Here is a 19,836-nt window from a genome sequence, read left to right on the forward strand (position 1 = left end):
AGGAGAAGCCGAACCCCATGCCCGCCGACACGGACCAGGTGGTCGCCGCCCTGCGCGCCTCGCTGCTGGACAACCAGCGCCTGCGGGAGGAGAACCGGCGGCTCCGCGACGAATCCGCCGAGCCCGTCGCCATCGTGGCGATGAGCTGCCGCTACCCCGGGGGTGTGCGCACCCCGGAGGACCTGTGGGAGCTGCTGCTCAAGGAACGCGACGCCGTCTCGCCGTTCCCCACCGACCGGGGCTGGGACGTCGAGGGCGGCTTCGACGCCGACCCCGACGCCCCCGGCACCTTCTACGTCCGGGAAGGCGGCTTCCTCCACGACGCCACCGGCTTCGACCCCGGCTTCTTCGGCATCTCCCCGCGCGAGGCCCTGGCCATGGACCCGCAGCAGCGGCTGCTGCTGGAAGCGTCCTGGGAAGCGGTGGAGCGCGCGGGCATCGACCCGACGACCCTGCGCGGCAGCCGCACCGGCGTCTACACCGGAGTGATCTACGGGGAGTACGCGTCCCGCCTCGAACGCGTGCCCGACGAGGTGGAGGGCTTCCTCGGCACCGGCAGCATCCCGAGCGTCGCCTCGGGGAGGATCGCCTACACCCTGGGCCTGGAAGGCCCGGCGGTCACCCTGGACACCGCCTGCTCGTCCTCCCTGGTCGCCGTCCACCTCGCCTGCCAGGGACTGCGCTCCGGCGACACCACCCTGGCCCTGGCCGGCGGGGTGACCGTGATGTCCACCCCCGGGCTGTACGCCGGATTCAGCCGTCAGCGCGGCCTGGCACCCGACGGCCGCAGCAAGTCCTTCTCCTCCGCTGCGGACGGAGCCGGGTTCGGGGAGGGCCTGGGCCTGCTCCTGCTGGAACGCCTCTCGGACGCGCGGCGCGCGGGCCACCCCGTCCTGGCGGTCATCCGGGGCTCGGCCGTCAACCAGGACGGCGCCAGCAACGGGCTGACCGCCCCGAACGGGCCCGCGCAGCAGCGCGTGATCGGCCAGGCCCTCACCCGTGCCGGACTCGCCCCGTCGGAGGTGGACATGGTGGAGGCGCACGGCACCGGCACCGTGCTCGGGGACCCCATCGAGGCCCAGGCGCTGCTGGCCACGTACGGCCAGGACCGGCCCGCCGACCGCCCGTTGAGGCTGGGGTCGCTGAAGTCCAACCTCTCCCACACCCAGGCCGCCGCGGGTGTCGGCGGGGTTATCAAGTCGGTGCTGGCGATCCGGCACGGAGTGATGCCGCGCACCCTGCACATCGACCGTCCCTCGCCCGCCGTCGACTGGACCGAGGGAGCCGTCTCCCTGCTCACCGAGGCCGCCCCCTGGCCCGAGACGGGACGGCCGCGCCGGGCCGGGGTGTCCTCCTTCGGCGCCAGCGGGACCAACGCCCACGTCATCCTCGAAGAGGCCCCCGCAACCCCGACGGCCGCCCCCGACAAGCCGGTCGGCCCGACCGAGGCGCCGGGACCGGTGCCCGTCGCCGTCCCCTGGATACTGTCGGCGCGCACCCCGGACGCACTGCGCGCCCAGGCGGCGGCGCTGCACGAGCGGGTGGTGGCGGAACCGGGGCTGAACGTCGTGGACGTGGGCCGTGCGCTGGCGGTGGGGCGTTCGCGATTCGCGGAGCGTGCCGTGGTGGTGGGTGCGGACCGGGACGAACTGCTGGCCGGTGTCGCCGCCCTGTCGCGCGGCGCGGGCGCGGCGGGACTGGTGTCCGGCGGCGGCCGGCTCCCGGGCCGCTCGGTGCTCGTCTTCCCCGGCCACGGCTCGCAGTGGGTGGGGATGGCCGCGGAACTGCTCGCGGAGTCGGAGGTCTTCGCGGAGCGGATGGCCGACTGCGGGCGGGCGTTGGAGCCTTACACCGACTGGTCGTTGGCGGAGGCGCTGGGTTCGGAGCGGCTGTTGGCGCGGGTCGACGTGGTGCAGCCGGTGCTGTGGGCCGTGATGGTGTCGCTGGCCGAGGTGTGGCGGTCGTTCGGCGTCGTTCCGGACGCCGTCGTCGGCCACTCCCAGGGCGAGATCGCGGCCGCCTGTGTGGCGGGCGGTCTGAGCCTCGACGACGGGGCACGCGTGGTGGCGTTGCGCTCCCGTGCGGTGGGGGAGCTGGCGGGACGCGGTGGCATGGCGTCGGTCCCGCTGCCGGTGGACGTGGTGCGCGAGCGCATCGCCCCGTGGGCGGGCCGGTTGTCGGTGGCAGCCGTCAACGGCCCCTCGTCGACGGTGGTTTCGGGCGACGCGGATCCGGTCGCGGCTTTGGTGGGGGAACTTCTGGAAGAGGGGGTGTGGGCGAGCCGTATCGAGGTCGACTACGCGTCGCACTCCTCGCACGTGGCCGAGATCCGTGAGCGCCTGCTGTCCGACCTGGACGGCATCACCCCCCTCCCGGGCGCCGTGCCGTACTACTCCGGCGTGACCGGCGGTCTGCTGGAGACGGAGGCCCTGGACGCCGGGTACTGGTACCGCAACCTCCGGCAGACCGTCGAGTTCGAGCGGGCGACCCGATCGCTCCTGGCGTCCGGGCACCGCGTCTTCGTCGAAGTCGGCCCCCAGCCCGCCCTGATGTACGGGATCGAGGACACGGCCGCCGACACGGGCGCCCCGGAGACGCTGGTGCTCGACACCCTGCGGCGCGGGGCCGGAGGGCTCCGCCGGTTCCAGACCGCCCTGGCCGAGGCACACGTCCGGGGCCTGCGGGTCGACTGGGAGCGGCTGTTCGCGGGGACCGGCGGCCAGCGGGTGGACCTGCCCACCTACGCCTTCCAGCGACAACGCTACTGGCTCGACGCCCTCCCGGCCGGCCGGGACCCGGTGGCCGCCGGGCAGTCGGCCGTGGACCACCCGCTGCTCGGTGCCGAGGTCGAACTGCCCGACGACGCGGGCACCCTCTTCACCGGCCGGATCTCCCCGGCCACCCACCCCTGGCTCGCCGACCACGCCGTGGCCGGGGCCGTGATCGTGCCCGGCGCGGCCCTCGTGGAGCTGGCCGCGCACGTGGGCCGCCGCCTCGGCTGCGCCCTCGTGGACGAACTGACCCTCGCCGCCCCGCTGCTGCTGCCCGGCGACGCGACCGGCGACCACGCAGTCCACCTGCGGGTACGGGTGGGGGCGGCGGACTCCACGGGGCGCCGCCCGGTGGAGTTCCACTCCCGGCCCGAGCCCGCCCCCGGAGCCGAGGCCGCGCCCTGGACTCGGCACGCGACCGGTACGGTCGGCCCCCAGGACCCCTCGGCCGACGTCGATGTCGACGACACGGCCGCCGAACCGGCCGGCGCATGGCCGCCGCCCGACGCCGTCCCCCTGGACGTGGACGAGCTGTACGGGCTCCTCGAAGCCCGGGGCGTCGGCTACGGCCCGGCGTTCCGGGGCCTGCGCGCCGCCTGGCGCACCCCGGACGCGATCCACGCCGAAGTGGCCCGGCCCGACGGCCTCCCCGGCAGCGGGGCGGACGGTTTCGCCGTGCACCCGGCCCTCCTGGACGCGGCCCTCCAGACGGCCGGTCTGCGCGGAAGCACCGGGGAGCCCGCAGACGGGGTCCCCCTGCCGTTCTCCTGGCAGCGCGTCGGGATCGAGCCCTCCGACGCGCAGGTCCTGCGGGTCCTGCTGCGCCCCGACGGCCCGGACACCGTCGCCGCGCGGATCACCGACCCCTCGGGGCGTACCGTGGCGACGGTCGGCGCGCTCACCCTGCGCACGGCCTCCACCGCCGCGCTGCGGGCCTCCGCCGGCTCCGTCCTCCACGTCGGCTGGACGCCGGTCACCACCGGGCCCGGCCCGCGCCCGGTCACCCGCTGGGGGCTCCTCGGCCCGCGGGACGAGCGGCTGCTGCCGGCCGGATTCCCCGCCGAACCCCTGCCCGCGGCCCCGGACGCGATGCTGCTGGTCTGCCCCCCGTCCGACGGCACCGGAACCGGGACCCCGGCCGGTGGGACGGGGAGCGCCCCCACCCGGGACACGGACCCCGAGGCGGTGCACGCGGTCGTGTCCGGGGTCCTGGACCGCCTCCAGGCCCACCTGGCCGACGACAGCACCGCCCGTACGCCCCTGGTGGTCCTCACCCGGGGGGCGACCGGCCCGCTCGGGGCGCGGCCGGCGGACCTGGGCGCGGCGGCCGTCCGGGGCATGCTCGCCGCGGCCCAGCTCGAACACCCGGACCGGTTCGTGCTGCTGGACACCGACGGTGCCGACCCGGACGGTCTCGGGGGCGCGCTCGCCGACCTCCTCGCCACGGGCGAACCCCAGGCGGCCCTGCGTGGCGGTGTCCTGTACGCGCCCCGGCTGGTCCGGCTACCGGCTCCCACGGCCCCCGCCTCGGCGGCGGCCCGGCCCGACGGCCCGTTCGGGCCCTCCGAGGGGACCGTGCTGCTGAGCGGCGGCGGTGCTCTCGCCGCCGTCCTGGCCCGCCATCTCGTCGCCGCGCACGGAGTACGCCACCTCCGCGTGCTGAGCCGTCGCGGCGCCGACGCCCCGGGCCTGCCGGAGCTGACGGCGGAGCTGGCCGAAGCCGGAGCCGAACTGACCTCCGTACGCTGTGATGTGACGGATCATCAGGCGCTGGCCGTCGCGCTGGCGGCCATCCCCGAACGCCATCCGCTGTGCGCCGTCGTCCACACCGCCGGAGTGCTCGACGACGGTCTGCTGGACGGGCTGACGGAGGAGCGGGTGACCGCCGTCCTGCGGCCCAAGCTCGACGCCGCCCACCACCTCGACCGGCTGACACGCGGGGCGGACCTCTCGGCGTTCATCGTCTTCTCCTCCGCCGCGGGTGTGCTGGGCAGCCCCGGCCAGGCGTCCTACTCGGCCGCCAACGCCGCGCTCGACGCCCTCGCCGCGGAACGTCGGCGGCTCGGTCTCCCCGGCCTGTCCCTGGCCTGGGGGCCCTGGGAGCGGGTCGGCGGAATGACGGCGGGCCTCGACGGTGCCGAACGGCGGCGGATCGACCGGCGCGGCGCCCGCGGCCTCTCCGACGAGGAGGCCATGGCCCTGCTGGACACGGTGTGCGCCGCCGACGCCGCCCCGCCGGCGGACGGCAGCCCCGTCGTCCTGGCCCACCTCGACCTCACCGCGCGCGGCGACGGGCCGGTCCACCCGATGCTGCGCTCCCTGGTCCGGCGCGGCCCGGCCGCGGCGACCGGGGCGAAGGGGGCGCCGAGTGCCGCCGCGGCGCTGCGGCACCGGCTCGACTCCGCCGCCGACGCACCGGAACGCGAGCTGATCCTGCGTGAACTCGTCCTCGCCCAGGCCGCCGAGGTCCTCGGCCACACCGACTCCGGGGCGCTCTCCGCGACGGAGCCCTTCCTCTCCGTCGGATTCGACTCGTTGACGGCGGTCGAACTCCGCAACCGGCTGGCCGACCTCACCGGACTGCGGTTGCGGCCCTCCGCCGTCTTCGACAGCGCCACTCCCGCCGCGCTCGCGGCCCGCCTCGCCGCCGAGGCCCGTACGGACGACCCCCACCGGCCCGCGGCGGCACCCGCACCCGTGACCGCCGCCGCATCCGACCCCGACGACCCGGTGAGCGTGCTGTTCCGCCGCGCCTGCGCACTCGGCCGGACCGACGAGGGCATCGCCCTGCTCAAGAACGCCTCCGCCCTCCGTCCGGCCTTCCACCGCGGCGGCGACCTCGCGGCCACCGGCACCGGCCCCCGGCTGCTGCGCCTGAACGAACGCGCCGACGCCCCCGTACTCGTCTGCTTCGGCTCCGTCGTCGCCCTCGGCGGCGCCCACCAGTACGCCCGCTTCGCCGCCCGCTTCCGGGACCACTACGCCGTCGCCGCCCTGGACGCCCCCGGATTCACCCCCGAGGAGGAACTGCCCGCCGACATGGCGGCCCTCCTGGACTTCCAGGCCACGACCCTGCTCCGGGAGCTGCCCGGACGGAGGCTCGTCCTGGCCGGCTCCTCCTCCGGCGGCACGCTCGCCCACGGAGTGGCCGCCGCGCTGGAACAGCGCGGCGAGGGCCCGGCGGCCGTGGTGCTGCTGGACACCTACCTCTCCGACAACCAGGGCATCACCCAGTTCAACGACGTCCTGCTGGGCGGCATGTTCGCCCGCGAGGACCGGGCGGCCCCGATGGACGGAACCCGGCTGACCGCGATGGGCGGCTACTTCCGTCTGCTCGACGACTGGACCCCACCGCCGGTCCGCGCCCCGCTGCTGCTGGTGCGCGCCTCCACCCCGCTCGGCCGCCCGTCCGCCGGAGCCGGCGACTGGCGCTCGTCGTGGGCCGGTGCCGACACCGTCCTCGATGTCCCCGGAGACCACTTCTCGATCATGGAAGAGCATGTCGCGACCACCGGCGACGCCGTCGCCGACTGGCTCGGCACCACCCTCCGCACCCCCGACGACCTGTGAAGACGAAGGAGAACCCGTTGACCGCGGCCCCGTACGACGACCCGCCCCCGCGCCCCGCCCTCACCGTCCTGGGAGCCGGGGTGATGGGCGTCGGCATCACCGTCCTCGCCCTCGGACACGGCCTGCCGGTCCACCTGGTCGACACCGACCGCGAACGGCTGGACCGGGCCGGGGAGCTGATCGAGGGTGAACTCCGGCTGGCCGAGCTGATGGGAGCCCTGCCCGCCGGGACGGCCCCCGGCACCCTGGCCACCGGCACCTCGCTCAAGGCCGTCGGCGGCTCCACCGCGGTCATCGAGGCGGTCACCGAGAACGCCGCCGTCAAGGCCGCCGTCCTGTCCGAGGTCTCCGGACTGGTCCGGCCCGGAACCCTGCTGATCACCAACACCTCCTCCATCCCCGTCGACGAACTGGCCGGGGCCCTGGAACGGCCGGAGGAACTGGTCGGCACCCACTTCATGAACCCGCCCTACCTGATCACCACCGCCGAGGTGGTCCGCGGTCCCCGGACCGGCGACTCCGCGATGGCCGCCGTGGCGGCCCTGCTCACGGCGGTACGGCGGCGGGCCGTCGTCGTCCGCGACGCCCCCGGCTTCGTCACCAGCCGCGTCCTGCACCCGATGATCAACGACGCGGCCCGGGTCGTGGAGGAGGGCACGGCGACCGCCGAGGACGTCGACGCCCTGATGCAGGGCTGCCTGGGACACCCCACCGGCCCGCTGCGCACGGCGGACCTGATCGGTATCGACAACCTCGTCGACTCCCTGACCGTGCTCCACGAACGCACCGGCGACGACGGCTGCCGTCCCACCGGACTGCTGCTCCGGCTGGTCCGCGAGGGACGGCTGGGCCGCAAGTCCGGGCGCGGCTTCTACGACTACACCTGATCACCCCCACGAGGAGACGGCCATGACCGCAGCGAACACGCCCGACATCCACGACCTGGAGAAGGAACTGCTGGAATTCCTGGAGGAACGCACCGGGACCGCCTGGGACGCCGAGACCGACCTGTTCGACGTCGGAGGCCTGTCGTCCCTGTTCGCCATGCAGGTGGTGGTGCACCTGGAGAAGACGTACGGCATCGCCATCCGGGGGGCGGACCTGCGGCTGGACAACTTCCGCACCGTACGGCGGATGGCGGAGCTGGTGGACCGGCTCCGGGTGCCCGCCGCCGGGGGCCGGCATGGGTGAGGACCTGAGCGGTGCCATGACCTCCCTCACCCTGCGGGTCGGTGACCTGGCGGGGGAGTGGGACCGCACCGGCCTCATCCCGCCGGAGCTGCTCCGCGACCTGGGAGCCGAGGGCCGGCTGTGCGCCGAGGTCCCGGAGAGTTACGGCGGCTGGGGGCTCAGCAGCCTGAGCAGCGGCGCGTACACCGCCCACGCGGGCGGCCTGTGCAGCTCGCTGCGGAGCGTGATGACCTCCCAGGGCATGGCGGCGTGGACCATCCAGCGCCTGGGCACCGCCGAGCAGTCGGCCGGCCTCCTGCCCCGGCTGACCGGTGGGACGCTGGCGGCGGTCGGCTTCAGCGAGCCCGGCGCGGGCAGCGACCTCGCGGCCATGACGACGACCGTCCGCCGCGACGGCGACACGGTCGTCGTCGACGGTCACAAGAAGTGGGTGACCGCCGCCCACTACGCCGACCTGCTGGTCGTCGTCGGCCGCCACGAGGACGGTGCGGTGGCCGTCGTGGTGCCCACCGGCACACCCGGCGTCAGGGTCGAGCGGATCACCGACCCGCTCGGCTGCCGCGCGGCCGGGCACGCGGACGTCCACCTCGACGGGGTGCGGCTGCCGGCCGACAGCGTCCTGGGCGGCCACGGGCTGCCGACCGCCCTCCTGGTGACGACCGCGCTGGCCTACGGCAGGATGTCCGTCGCCTGGGGGTGCGTGGGCATCCTGCGGGCCTGTCTGGCGGCGGCCACCGCGCACGCCGCCGGACGGCGGCAGTTCGGCAGACCGCTCGCCGAACACCAGCTCGTCGCCGGGCACATCGCCGACCTCTACACGGCCGAGCAGGTGGCCACGCGGGTCTGCGAGTACGCCGGCCGCTGCTGGGACGAAGGCTCCCCGGACCAGGTGGTGGCGACCGTACTGGCCAAGCACGTCAGCGCGACCCAGGCCGCGCGGGGCGCGGCGACGGCCGTCCAGGTACTGGCCTCGGCCGGGTCCCGGGACGGGCACACGGTGGCCCGTGCGTACCGGGACGCCAAGCTGATGGAGATCATCGAGGGCAGCAACGAACTGTGCCGGCTGATGCTGGCCCAGCACGCCCTCTCCGCCCCGGGGGCACCGTGAGCGGGCCCGCGTCCGACGAGACGAGGAAGGACGACATGGCCGAGACCGTCAAGTGCCTGGTCTGGGACCTGGACGACACCCTCTGGCAGGGCACCCTGCTGGAGGACGGCGAGGTGCACCTGCCGGACGAGGTGCGCAAGGTGGTGATCGAGCTCGACTCCCGCGGCATCCTCCAGTCCGTCGCCAGCCGCAACGACCACGACCACGCCTGGGCCCGGCTGGAGGCGTTCGGCGTGGCCGAGTACTTCGTCCTGCCGGAGATCGGGTGGGGCGCCAAGTCCGACGCGGTGCGCCGGATCGCGGACCGGCTGAACTTCGCGCTCACGGCCATCGCCTTCCTCGACGACCGGCCCGCCGAACGGGCCGAGGTGGCCTTCCACCTGCCCGACGTACGGTGCTACCCGGCCGACCGGGTCCTGGCCCTCCCCGACCTCGCCGAGTTCACCCCCGCGACCAGCACCGTCGACTCCCGGCGCCGCCGTGAGATGTACCAGGCGGGCTTCCGCCGCGAGGCCGAGCGGGCGGCCGCACCCGGCCCCGACGAGGAGTTCCTGCGCTCCCTGGACCTGCGGATGCGCATCGGCCGGGCCACCGGTGAGGAGCTGTCGCGGGTCGAGGAACTCACCCTGCGCACCAGCCAGATGAACGCGACCGGGGTCCACTACCCGGACGCGGTGCTGCGCGGCCTGATCACCGACCCCCGGCACGAGGTCCTGGTGGTCACCCTCACCGACCGGTTCGGCCCGCACGGCGCGGTCGGGGTCCTGCTGCTGGAGCGCCACCCGGGCCTGTGGCACCTCAAGCTGCTCGCCACCTCCTGCCGGGTCGTCGCCTACGGGGCGGGCGCGACCCTGCTGAACTGGCTGGCCGACGCCGCCGCCCGGTCCGGGGTCCACCTGGTGGCGGACTTCCGGGCGACCGAACGGAACCGGATGATGGAGATCGCCTACCGGTTCGCCGGCTTCGAGGGCCTGGCCGAAGCCCCGTGCCCGTGCGCCGCCGTCCTCGTACCGGCCGCGGCGGACACCGGACTGGAGCGGCTGCACCTGGCCCCCGGCCCGCGCGTGGTGTCCACCGTCATGGACGTGGAGGCACCCGACCTGAGCACGCCGGAAGGGGGCCCGGGAACACCGTGACCGCCGCGGCGGCCGGTGCTCCCGGGCTCCGGCCCGCCGCCCTCAGCGCTTGCGGACGAGGGTGATCCCGTCGGCCATCACCAGCAGCGACAGCTCCACCCGGGGGTCCTCGTGCAGCACCCGGTTCAGGGCCCGGACCCCGGCGGTCTCCGGGTCCACGGCGGCCGGGTCCGCGACCCGGCCGAAGAAGAGGGTGTTGTCGACCACGATCAGACCCCCGGCGCGCAGCAGGGCGAGCGACGCCTCGTAGTAGCGGAGGTAGTTGGCCTTGTCCGCGTCGATGAACACCAGGTCGACGCTCTCCGGCCCGCGCTCGGCCAGCAGCGCCTCCAGGGTCGCGGCGGCATCGCCGATCCGCAGGTCGATCCGTGCGTCAACCCCGTCCCGCTTCCAGAAGTCGGCGCCGATGGCCGGCCACCGGTCGTCGATGTCGCAGGACACCAGCAGACCGTCGGCCGGGAGCGCGCGGGCCATGCACAGGGTGCTGTAGCCGGTGTAGGTGCCGATCTCCAGCACCGTCCGCGCCCCCGTCAACCCGACGAGCAGGGCGAGGAGTTGGCCCTCCTCCGCCATCACCTGCAGGGCGCTCCCGCCCGGCAGCCCCGCGGTGGTCTCGCGCAGCTCCCTGAGGAGGTCGTCGTCACGGAGGGAGACCTCGCGGACGTAGGCGAGCAGGTCGTGGGTGGCTGCTGTCTGGTCGGCCATGGTGCGGAGTTCCTCTCGAAGGGGATCAGGGCGAAGGGGTTCGGGGCGAAGAGGATCGGGGCGCGCAGGAGACCGGATCGCGAAGGATCGGATCGGAGAGGGGCGGGCGGATGGGCGGGGCAGGGGCGCGGGGGCCGTCACCCGGCGCGCATGTAGGAGCGGCCGTGCCCTCGTACGGCGGCCTCCTGCGCCCGCTCGCGCGCGTACGCCCGGAGCAGCGCGTCCAGCCGGTAGCGGCCCCCGGCGGGCGCATCCAGCAGATTCGCCACGACCAGGGAGTCCAGGGCCTCCTCGGCCTGCGCCTCCGGGCAGCCGAACAGCACCGCGACCTCGCCGCTGGAGACCGAGGACGCCCCGGTGGTGCCCAGTGCGGCCAGCACCTCGGCGGGGTCGATCCCGCCCGGTGCCGTCCGCCGGAGCCCGGCCACCTCGGCGTCCAGGCAGGGCCGGACGCCGACATCGCCCGCGCACAGCTCGTCCAGCAGCCGGGGGGCCTCCGTGAGCCGCCGGGCCAGGTGCCCGATGCTCCAGTGCGGGCGCTCCAGCAGCCGGGTCGCCGCGATCCGGATCGCCAGCGGCAGCCCCGCGCAGACCGTCACCACCGCACGGGCCGCCCGCGGCTCGCCCCCCACCCCGGCCGTGCCGACGATGCCCCCCAGCAGCTCCAGCGACCCGGCCTCGTCCAACGGGCCGAGCAGCAGGGTGCGCGCCCCCTCCAGATCCGCCAGCCGCCGCCGGCTGGTCACCAGCAGCCTGCTGCCCCCGCTGCCCGGGATCAGCGGCCGCACCTGCGCGGAGCCGGAGGCGTTGTCGAGCACCACCAGCAGACGGCGGCCCGCGGTGAGCGAGCGGTAGAGGCTCTCCCGCTCCGACTCCTCCCCGGGGATCTCGTCCCGGGGCACACCGAGGTCCGCCAGGAACCGGGGCAGCACCTCCCGTGCGGTCAGTGGACGCTCCGCCCCGCCGAGATCCGCGTACAGCTGGCCGTGTACGGAGGAGTCGCGCATGGTGTGCGCAGCGTGCAGGGCCAGGGCGCTCTTGCCGACCCCGCCCCGGCCGGTCACCACCGCCGTCGCCACCATGCCCGCGGGCATCGTTCCGGTCGTGAGGAAGTGCCGTACCCGCGCCAGCGCGTCGGAGCGGGCCGCCAGCGGCAGCGGCACCGAGGGAAGCTGTGCCGGATCGGGCCAGCCGGACCTTTCCCGGACCGTGGCGGCGGCCGGTGCGGCGGCTGTCCCCGGGGCCGGTGCGGGCTGCGCCCGGGGCGCGGGCGTACGGGGCCGGTCGTGGTGGGCCGAGAGGATGCGCCGGTGGACCTCGCGCAGATCCGCGCCCGGCTCGGCCCCGAGCTGTTCCACGAGCAGGACCCGGGTGCGCCGGTAGAGGTCCAGGGCCTCGGACTGCCGTCCCGAGCGGAAGAGTGCCAGCATCAACTTGCCCACCAGGGCCTCCCGTAAGGGATGCTCCCGCACCAGCCGCACCAGCTCCGGGACGATCTCGGCGTGCCGCAGGAGAGCCAGTTCGGCGTCGAACCGCAGCTCCATGGTCTGCAGCCGGAGTTCGTGGAGGTAGCGGCCCTCCACATCGCGCAGCGTCCGTGACGGGATGTCCGCCAGCGGCTCCTCGCGCCACAGGGCGAGTGCCTCGGCCAGCTCGGCGGAGGAGCTCTCCAGGTCTCCGCGCTCGGCCAGCTCCGCCGCGCGTCTGCGGTGGGCGGTGAACTGGCCGAGATCGCTCTCGTGCTCGCCGAGTTCGAGGAGATAGCCGGGCGCCCGGGTGAGGATCCGGGCGGAGGCGTGCTCGCCCAGCGACTGCCGCAGGCGCATCACGTAGGTGCGGACGGTCGCGGCGGCACTCGGCGGCGGAGCGCCGTCCCACACGTACTCGGTGATGCGGTCGACCGAGATCACCCGGTTGGCGTTGAGGAGGAGCGCCGCCATGACCACGCGCTGCCTCGGCGCCGACACGTGCACCTCACGCGCGTTCAGCCGGACGGAAAGCGGGCCCAGCAGCAGGAAGTTCAAGGGGGAGTCCTCTTCGTCGCACGACGGGTGGGCAAGGCTGCTTCCAGCGTCTTAGGTGACCATGGAGGGGTCAACGCGCTCCTGTCGTGTCTAGATGTATTCCTAGAGCGAGGGGTCTTGCGCTCGTGCCGGGTTTACGCTGCGCGGCACCGGGACGGCGGCTCCGCTTCCGCCGCTCCCGGGCGGCCGGAGGCCGTGGCCGCAGGGGAGAGGCGGCGGGTCCGCCGCCCACCGGGTCCGCCCGGTCCGCCGCCGCGGAGCGGGCCCCGAGCAAATCCCCCCAGGATTGGTCCGGACCGCAGCTTTCTCGCCAATTACCGGAGAAGCAGCGGGAATTGAACGCGAACCTGCATGGCCGGATATGCTCAGATGCGTACTTGCTGACATTCCGAGGGGCATGGCAGGCTGTCATATGCGGTGCCCCGACTCGCCGATCACCGCCGCTCGGCGCTCCCCGCATTAGCGCGTACCGGCCGACCCACCGGCGCGGAGATGTGCCAGGCGATCACCGAGCACCGCTCGCCGGCCCCGCGCGGACAATTCGAGAAAGGATCAAAAGGCCGACATGACCCCGCTTTCCCTGGACAGCGACCTGTGGTGCCGCCGCTTCCATCCCTCGCCGACGGCCGCGCGCCGCCTGGTCTGCTTTCCGCACGCCGGCGGCTCGGCCAGTTTCTACTTCCCGGTGTCCGCGGCGCTGCGCGGACCGGTCGACCTCCTGGCCGTCCAGTACCCCGGCAGACAGGACCGCCGGGAGGAGCCCGCGGTCCAGGACCTGCACCGCCTGGCCGACGGTGTGACCGAAGCGCTGCGCCGCTGGGACGACCTCCCCCTGACGCTCTTCGGGCACAGCATGGGCGCGCTCGTCGCCTTCGAGGTGGCCCGGCGGATCGAGCGCGCGGGCGGCCGGATCGACCACCTCTTCGTCTCCGGCCGCAAGGGTCCGTCCGCGGACGGACCCGAGCTCTCCGGCCCGCTCGACGACGAGGGCATCGTGGCGGAGGTCAGGGCCATGAGCGGCACCGACGCCCGGCTCCTGGAGGACGAGGAGCTGCTGCGGATGGTGCTGCCCGCACTGCGCGGCGACTACCGGGCCCTGGCGGCCTACCGGGCCGACCGCGACGCCGCGGTCACCTGCCCGGTCACCGCCGTGGTGGGGGACCAGGACCCGTGGACACCCGTCCCCGAGGCCGCGCAGTGGAGCGACCGCACGACGGCCGCCTTCGACCTCAGGGTCTTCCCCGGCGGGCATTTCTACCTCAGCAGCCGGGCGGACGAGGTGACCGCCATGCTCCGTGACCACCTCACCGGCACGCTGCGCACCTGAGACGACGGACGACAGGGAAGGGGGACCGGGGAGTGACCCCGTCAGCGACCTCTCAAGAGATCAAGCCCGCACCGCGGCCGCCGAGGTCCGAGCCCGCCGGCGGCGCCCGTCCGGCGGGCGGGGAACCACCCGCCGCCACGGGTCTCCGGCGGCTGACCGCCGTGGACGTCCGCATCCTGGAAGGTGTCGCGGTCGGCACCCCGACCGTCCGGCTCGCGGCGTCGCTCTATCTGAGCCGACAGGGCGTCGAGTACCGCATCGGGCTGATGATGCGCCATTTCCAGGCCGCGAACCGAGCCGCTCTGATTTCCCGTGCGCACTCGCTCGGAGTGCTGAGCGTCGGCGCATGGCCGCCCCATGTCCTCCCGGAATTCCTTGAATCCTAGGGGAGGGCGTCGAAGAGTCCGGGAGAAAGAGCCGAACAGTTCCTTTCCGAAGGCGGGAAACGCGCTCCGCCGGTATACTGCCGAAGATTTTCCCAGACCTGGATAGCGTCTCGATATCGCGCCGTGCGACAGATTCCCGGCCGCCCGGTCGAGCGCCGTATTCTGTGCCGTGAAACTGTCAGGTACACGTCCATTGCACCGCACCGCGCTGCACCGCACCTGGGCCGCACCACTGCCCCTCCCATCACACCAATCCACAGGAGCTGTCATGAGTCTGGGGTACCTGTTCGGCGGTGGCGTCGGAACCGAGCCGCGGGGCCAGGAGCTCTACCGGACCTACGAGACCGTGCGGAGCTGGTACGAGCAGGTCTCCGCATGGACCGGGCTGACGGTCGGACAGATCCTGGAGGAGGACCTCCCGACCGCCCAGGAGGAGCGCCAGAGCGTCGGCACCGTCCGCGAGGCCGCCCTCGCGATCGGCGTACACGACGTACTCGCCTCGTTCGGCCTGCGCCCCGCGGCCATCGGCGGGCTCAGCCTCGGCGCGATGACCGCCAGCTGTCTCGCCGGAGCTCTGGGGCGGCGGGACCTGTTCGACATGCTGGCCGGTTCCCGCGACGCCCCGGAACCGCCCGCCGGAGACCCGCGGCAGGGGATAGCCATCGCCTTCGGCTCCCTCGCCGAGGACGCCCCCTCCCACCCGGGCGAGAACGTCCCCGGCATCCACCTGGCGGGCGACTTCGGGCCCACGGCCGACGGCACCCGGCGCATCATGATGCTCGCCGGCCACGCCGAAGCACTCGGCGCGCTCGCCGCCGAGGCCCCACCGGGAACGGTCGTACCGCTCCCCGGACGCACCATCGCCGTCCACACCCCGCTGCGCCGCCCCTACCGCGACTTCATGGCCCCGCGCATCGACGCGATCCCCTTCACCGACCCCGAACTCCCGCTGTTCTCCTGCCTGGAGCCCAAGGTCCTGCGCACCGCGGCCGACGTCAGGGACCTCTTCCAGCGCAACTCCACGAACCCGATCAGCCTGGTAGACGTCTACGGCGGGATGAGGGAGCAGGGCGTACGGCTCGGACTGGTGATGGGCCCCTCGATCCCCGAGGGCATCCTCGCGTTCCCCTTCCCCGTGGTGCACATCGAGCGGCCCGAGCACATCGAGCAGGCCCTGACCACCGCCTACGACCTCGGCATCGACCTCTCCGGCGCCCCGGCCCTGCCGTGACCGCCGCCACCCGCGCCGACCCCGACGCCCGGATCGCACGATGGCTGGACACCGACCTCGACGCCTGGACCCGCACCGTGGTCCGGAGGCACTTCGACCCGGTGTCCGGCAGTCCCTACTGGCTCGGCCAGGCCCCCCGGCTGGACTTCGACCCCCGCGACATCACCCGCTACGACCAGCTCGGGGCCTTCGGCCCGTTCCCGCTCGACCGGCTGCGCCACGAGGACCCCGCGGACCTGGTCCCGCTGTCCGTGCCCAGGCCGCTGGCCGGACGGGTCTGGGACAGCGGAGGCACCACCGGCACCCCCTGCCGGGCGTTCTACACCCCCGACATGCTGCTGCACCGGGCGGTCTGGCGCCGCTGGTCCTTCGTACGGGAGGGATTCGCCCCCGGCCGCACCTGGCTGCAGGCCACTCCCACCGGGCCGCACCTGATCGGGAACGGCGTCCGGGAGGTGTCCGAACTCCACGCCGGACAGGTGTACGCCGTGGACATGGATCCCCGGTGGGTCAAGCGCCTCATCCGGGCCGGGCGCCTGGCCGAGGTCGACGACTACACCACCCACCTGCTGGAGCAGATCACCGACGTCCTCGGACAGGGCCGGGTCCACTACCTCAACACCACCCCGGCCCTCCTCCAGGCCCTCTGCCGGCACCGGCCCGAACTGGTCGCGGCCCTGGACGGCGTCCGCCTGAGCGGCACCCAGATCAGCGCCGACATGTACCGGACCTTCACTTCCGCCCTGCGGGGCGGGATCTGCGGACTGACCTACGGCAACACCTTCGGCAACGCGGCCTGCCTGGACATCGAGCAGGACGGCGAACTGATCAGCTACGTCCCGAACTACCCGCAGATCACCATGGCGGTGGTCGACCGGGGCGACCTCTCGACCACGGTCGCCCCGGGCACGGTCGGCCGGGTCCGCCTCACCGTCCTCCACGAGGACCTCTTCCTCCCCAACATCCTGGAGCGCGACCAGGCCCTCCGGCACCCGACCGACCACTGGCCCACCGACGGCGTCGCCAACATCCGCCCCCTCCAGATCACCAACTCCTCGCCCGAGGGCCTCTACTGACGCGGAGCCCCGGGCCGTTCGGCGGGTGTTCCCGGGGCGGGGTCCCCGGTCGGGCGCCGGACGCCCCGGGAGGTGCGCGGCTCGCGGAACCCGGCACCCTCCACCGGGTACGGCACATACGTGCGCCGGTCCGGGTCGATGGCCAGCCGGCCGCCGGCCGGGGGCCGGGCCCGCTGGGCGCAGTCGCGGCGTTCGCAGATGCGGCAGCCGAGGCCGATCGGCGTCGCTGCCCGGGGGTCGTCGAGGGCGACGCCCTCGGCGTGGACGAGGCGGTGGGCGTGGCGGAGTTCGCAGCCCAGGGCGACGGCGAACTCGGCGCGCGGGGCGTGGTGGCCGTAGCCGCCGCGGGTGATCGTGCGGGCGACCCAGAAGTAGCGTTTGCCGTCCGGCATCTCCGCGACCTGGGTCAGCGTGCGGCCGGGGGCGGAGAACGCCTCGTACACCGTCCAGAGCGGGCAGGTGCCGCCCAGCCGGGAGAAGTGGAAGTCGGTCGCGGACTGCCGCTTGGAGATGTTGCCCGCCCGGTCGACCCGGAGGAAGGAGAACGGCACCCCGCGGCGGCCGGTGCGCTGGAGGGTGCTCAGGCGGTGGCAGATGGTCTCGAAGCCGACGCCGAAGCGGGCGGACAGCAGCTCGATGTCGTAGCGCACGGCCTCGGCCGCGGTGTGGAAGGCGGTGTACGGCATGAGCAGTGCCCCGGCGAAGTAGTTCGCGAGGCCGATGCGGGCCAGGGCGGAGGATTCGGGCGAGGTCAGCTCGGCCGCGCTGTCGGCGAGTTCGTCCATCAGCGGGCGCTGCTCCAGGAAGGCCAGCTGGGTGGCGAGCTGGAAGGCCTGCTGGCCGTCGCTGAGCCAGGGGGAGAGGAAGAGCAGGCCGGTGTCGGGGTCGTAGCGGCGGGCGTCGGCGGCCCGGCCCGGTGCGGCCTGGACGACATGGACGCCGTGGCGTTCGGCGAGCAGCTCCGTGAGGGGGTCGGCGGCCCGTCCCGGCCGCAGCTCCAGGGCCTCCGCGGTGCGTTCGGCCTCCGTGTCGAGGGGGCCGAAGTGGTTGTGGTGGGCGTAGAAGAAGTCGCGTACCTCGTCGTGCGGCTCGGCCGGGGGCAGCAGGGTCTGTCCCGTTTCCGGTGAGGCGAGGGCGGCGGCCTGCTCGGCGGTCTCCCGGTAGCGCAGGTGCAGGGCCACCAGCGCGCGGGCCACCTCCGGGTGGTCCCGGGCCGCCTCGGCGATCTCCTCGACGGCCGGGACGGCCACCCCGCACGCCTCGTCGGCCAGGGCCGCGCGCAGGTCGGCCGCGAGACGGTCTCCGGCGGCCTCGGAGAAGAACTCCGCGTCCACCCCGAAGACCTTCGCGATCTGGAGGAGCACGCTCGCGGTGAGCGGCCGCTGCCCCAGCTCGATCTGGTTGGCGTAACTGGCGGAGATGCCGAGCGCGCGGGCCATGTCGACCTGGTTCATCCCCCGCTCGCGGCGGAGCCGGCGGAGCTTGGCGTGGGCGTAGACCTTGTGCTCGGTCGCTCGTCGGGCCACGGGTCCCTCCTGGTCGGGCGCCTTCCGAAGGCGGCGTACACCGGCGCACGTTCTTGCGAACATAGCATCCGCGCCCTTCGCAACATTCGCGGATTCGCAGCTCATTCCTGGTGGGGCTTCACAGCTTCGACGGGTGGTGCGGGAGCGGCGGAGCGGGCACTGTCCATGGCAGCAGCTCAGACCGCACCGACCCTGCTCTGCGAGGAGTCCCGTGATCGACCACCAGGTACGCGTCCACCCCAGCGCCGCCCGGCTGCCCCGCGACGAGCAGCTCGCCTGGAAGCTGGCCGTCGTCGCCACCGGCACCCAGGAGGCCGGGGAACTCGACCCCGAGGCGGCGGCCATGGCTGCCAACCGGATCATCGACAACGCGTCCGTCGCGGTCGCCTCCCTGGTGCGCCGCCCGGTCGCCGTCGCCCGCGCCCAGGCCCTCGCGCACTCCGCCGCCACGCCCGGAGCGTCGGTCTTCGGCGCCACCGGCCGGATCTCGCCCGAGTGGGCGGCCTGGGCCAACGGCACCGCCGTACGGGAGCTGGACTTCCACGACACCTACCTGGCCGCCGACTACTCCCACCCCGGCGACAACATCCCCCCGCTCCTCGCCGTCGCCCAGCACACCGGCCGCTCCGGCGCCGACCTGCTGCGCGGGATCGTCGCCGCCTACGAGGTGCACGTGGCGCTGGTGAAGGGCATCTGCCTGCACGAGCACCGCATCGACCACGTCGCCCACCTGAGCGCGGCCACGGCCTGCGGGCTGGGCGCCCTGCTCCGGCTGCCGACCGAGACGGTGTACCAGGCCGTGCAGCAGGCGGTGCACACCACCACGGCCACCCGGCAGTCCCGCAAGGGCGAGATCTCCAGCTGGAAGGCGTACGCCCCCGCCTTCGCCGGAAAGGCGGCCATCGAGGCCGTCGACCGGGCGATGCGCGGCGAGACGTCCCCCTCCCCGGTCTACGAGGGCGAGGACGGGTTCCTCGCCTGGATGCTGAACGGTCCGGACTCCGACTACACCGTGCGGCTGCCCGGGCCCGGCGAGGCCCGCCGCGCCATCCTGGACACGTACACCAAGGAGCACTCCGCGGAGTACCAGGCCCAGGCGCTGATCGACCTGGCGCGGCGGCTCCGCGAGAAGACCGGGCCGCTGGAGAAGGTGCGCTCCGTGGTGCTGCACACCAGCCACCACACGCACAACGTCATCGGCTCCGGTGCGAACGATCCGCAGAAGTACGACCCCACCGCCAGCCGCGAGACCCTGGACCACTCGGCGCCGTACATCCTGACCGTCGCCCTGGAGGACGGGGGCTGGCACCACGAGCGCTCCTACGCCCCCGAGCGCGCCGGCCGACCGGAGACCGTCGAGCTGTGGCGGAAGGTCACCACGGTCGAGGACCCGGAGTGGACCCGCCGCTACCACGACCCGGACCCGGAGCGCCGGGCCTTCGGCGGCCGGGTCGTGATCACCCTGGCGGACGGCTCGGTGGTCGAGGACGAACTCGCCGTCGCCGACGCCCACCCGGCCGGGGCCCGCCCCTTCGACCGCCCCGCGTACGCGCGCAAGTTCCGCACCCTTGCCGAGGGGATCGTCGCCCCGGACGCCCAGGACCGCTTCCTGTCGGCCGCCGAGCGCGTGGCCGAGCTGTCCACCACCGGCCTGGACGGGCTCTTCCCGGCCGTGGACACCGATGCGGTCGCCGCGTACGACGCCACGCTCCCCACGGGCCTGTTCTGATGGCCCGCCCCCGTACCGCCCCGCACCCCCGCAGCGCGCGCCCGACGGCGCCACCG

Annotated in this window: 13 protein-coding genes; 10 read left to right on the plus strand and 3 right to left on the minus strand. The window is 74.2% G+C overall.

Annotated elements, in window-relative coordinates; translation table 11 throughout:
• The first annotated feature begins 17 nt into the window (after positions 1–17).
• From ACQ9ZG_RS30390 to ACQ9ZG_RS30410, 5 genes are read left to right on the plus strand one after another with little or no spacing between them, the layout of a single operon-like run.
• Positions 18–6,341 carry a type I polyketide synthase gene (locus tag ACQ9ZG_RS30390; RefSeq protein ID WP_499281430.1) on the plus strand — a complete coding sequence of 2,108 codons (6,324 nt, stop codon included), beginning with the start codon at positions 18–20 and terminating at the stop codon, positions 6,339–6,341.
• Positions 6,342–6,358: 17 nt separating this feature from the next.
• A complete protein-coding gene (locus ACQ9ZG_RS30395) occupies positions 6,359–7,228 on the plus strand; it encodes a 3-hydroxyacyl-CoA dehydrogenase family protein (RefSeq protein WP_099218362.1) in 870 nt (289 codons plus the stop codon).
• 22 nt (positions 7,229–7,250) lie between these two features.
• Positions 7,251–7,532 (plus strand): acyl carrier protein, encoded by a 282-nt coding sequence (locus ACQ9ZG_RS30400; protein ID WP_028419142.1) that lies wholly within the window; start codon positions 7,251–7,253, stop codon positions 7,530–7,532.
• Positions 7,525–8,640: an acyl-CoA dehydrogenase family protein gene (locus ACQ9ZG_RS30405; protein WP_109916298.1), complete on the plus strand. Its 1,116-nt coding sequence runs from the start codon at positions 7,525–7,527 to the stop codon at positions 8,638–8,640. The genes ACQ9ZG_RS30400 and ACQ9ZG_RS30405 overlap by 8 nt, the downstream gene beginning before the upstream one ends.
• A 35-nt stretch (positions 8,641–8,675) precedes the next feature.
• Positions 8,676–9,776, plus strand: a complete 1,101-nt coding sequence (locus tag ACQ9ZG_RS30410) for an HAD-IIIC family phosphatase (protein WP_109916297.1) — start codon at positions 8,676–8,678, stop codon at positions 9,774–9,776.
• Between the two features lie 42 nt (positions 9,777–9,818).
• Here the strand turns inward: ACQ9ZG_RS30410 and ACQ9ZG_RS30415 are convergent, their stop codons facing one another.
• Both ACQ9ZG_RS30415 and ACQ9ZG_RS30420 read right to left on the minus strand, forming a co-directional pair.
• Complete coding sequence (locus ACQ9ZG_RS30415) at positions 9,819–10,481, minus strand: O-methyltransferase (RefSeq protein ID WP_099218350.1); 663 nt, start codon at positions 10,479–10,481, stop codon at positions 9,819–9,821.
• A 137-nt stretch (positions 10,482–10,618) separates the two neighbouring features.
• A complete protein-coding gene (locus ACQ9ZG_RS30420; RefSeq protein ID WP_499281431.1) occupies positions 10,619–12,505 on the minus strand; it encodes an AfsR/SARP family transcriptional regulator in 1,887 nt (628 codons plus the stop codon).
• Positions 12,506–13,070: 565 nt separating this feature from the next.
• On the opposite strand from ACQ9ZG_RS30420, the gene ACQ9ZG_RS30425 reads away from it, so the two are divergent.
• The 4 genes from ACQ9ZG_RS30425 to ACQ9ZG_RS30440 all read left to right on the plus strand — a co-directional run bounded on the left by ACQ9ZG_RS30425 (position 13,071) and on the right by ACQ9ZG_RS30440 (position 16,525).
• A complete protein-coding gene (locus ACQ9ZG_RS30425) occupies positions 13,071–13,832 on the plus strand; it encodes a thioesterase II family protein (protein WP_109916796.1) in 762 nt (253 codons plus the stop codon).
• A 161-nt stretch (positions 13,833–13,993) separates the two neighbouring features.
• Entirely contained in the window at positions 13,994–14,218 is a 225-nt protein-coding gene (locus tag ACQ9ZG_RS30430; protein ID WP_018487294.1) for a hypothetical protein, read from the plus strand.
• Positions 14,219–14,486: 268 nt separating this feature from the next.
• Entirely contained in the window at positions 14,487–15,449 is a 963-nt protein-coding gene (locus ACQ9ZG_RS30435) for an ACP S-malonyltransferase (protein WP_109916795.1), read from the plus strand.
• Entirely contained in the window at positions 15,446–16,525 is a 1,080-nt protein-coding gene (locus ACQ9ZG_RS30440; RefSeq protein WP_109916794.1) for an acyl-CoA synthetase family protein, read from the plus strand. Before ACQ9ZG_RS30435 ends, ACQ9ZG_RS30440 begins: the two co-directional genes overlap by 4 nt.
• Here ACQ9ZG_RS30440 and ACQ9ZG_RS30445 read toward each other — a convergent pair.
• On the minus strand, positions 16,519–18,051 hold the full coding sequence (locus ACQ9ZG_RS30445) for a short-chain fatty acyl-CoA regulator family protein (RefSeq protein WP_499281432.1): 1,533 nt from the start codon (positions 18,049–18,051) through the stop codon (positions 16,519–16,521). The genes ACQ9ZG_RS30440 and ACQ9ZG_RS30445 overlap by 7 nt on opposite strands.
• A gap of 211 nt (positions 18,052–18,262) precedes the next feature.
• On the opposite strand from ACQ9ZG_RS30445, the gene ACQ9ZG_RS30450 reads away from it, so the two are divergent.
• Positions 18,263–19,780 (plus strand): MmgE/PrpD family protein, encoded by a 1,518-nt coding sequence (locus ACQ9ZG_RS30450; RefSeq protein WP_499281433.1) that lies wholly within the window; start codon positions 18,263–18,265, stop codon positions 19,778–19,780.
• Positions 19,781–19,836: the final 56 nt, after the last annotated feature.

The organism is Streptomyces araujoniae (assembly GCF_050871195.1).
GTDB lineage: Bacteria > Actinomycetota > Actinomycetes > Streptomycetales > Streptomycetaceae > Streptomyces > Streptomyces bacillaris.

What these genes read in the sequence shown, in the direction of transcription:
- ACQ9ZG_RS30425 (WP_109916796.1), top strand. Translation starts at nt 13,071, where the DNA reads ATGACCCCGCTTTCCCTGGACAGCGACCTGTGGTGCCGCCGCTTCCAT.
- ACQ9ZG_RS30410 (WP_109916297.1), top strand. Translation starts at nt 8,676, where the DNA reads ATGGCCGAGACCGTCAAGTGCCTGGTCTGGGACCTGGACGACACCCTC.
- ACQ9ZG_RS30390 (WP_499281430.1), top strand. Translation starts at nt 18, where the DNA reads ATGCCCGCCGACACGGACCAGGTGGTCGCCGCCCTGCGCGCCTCGCTG.
- ACQ9ZG_RS30435 (WP_109916795.1), top strand. Translation starts at nt 14,487, where the DNA reads ATGAGTCTGGGGTACCTGTTCGGCGGTGGCGTCGGAACCGAGCCGCGG.
- ACQ9ZG_RS30400 (WP_028419142.1), top strand. Translation starts at nt 7,251, where the DNA reads ATGACCGCAGCGAACACGCCCGACATCCACGACCTGGAGAAGGAACTG.
- ACQ9ZG_RS30415 (WP_099218350.1), bottom strand. Translation starts at nt 10,481, where the DNA reads ATGGCCGACCAGACAGCAGCCACCCACGACCTGCTCGCCTACGTCCGC.
- ACQ9ZG_RS30405 (WP_109916298.1), top strand. Translation starts at nt 7,525, where the DNA reads ATGGGTGAGGACCTGAGCGGTGCCATGACCTCCCTCACCCTGCGGGTC.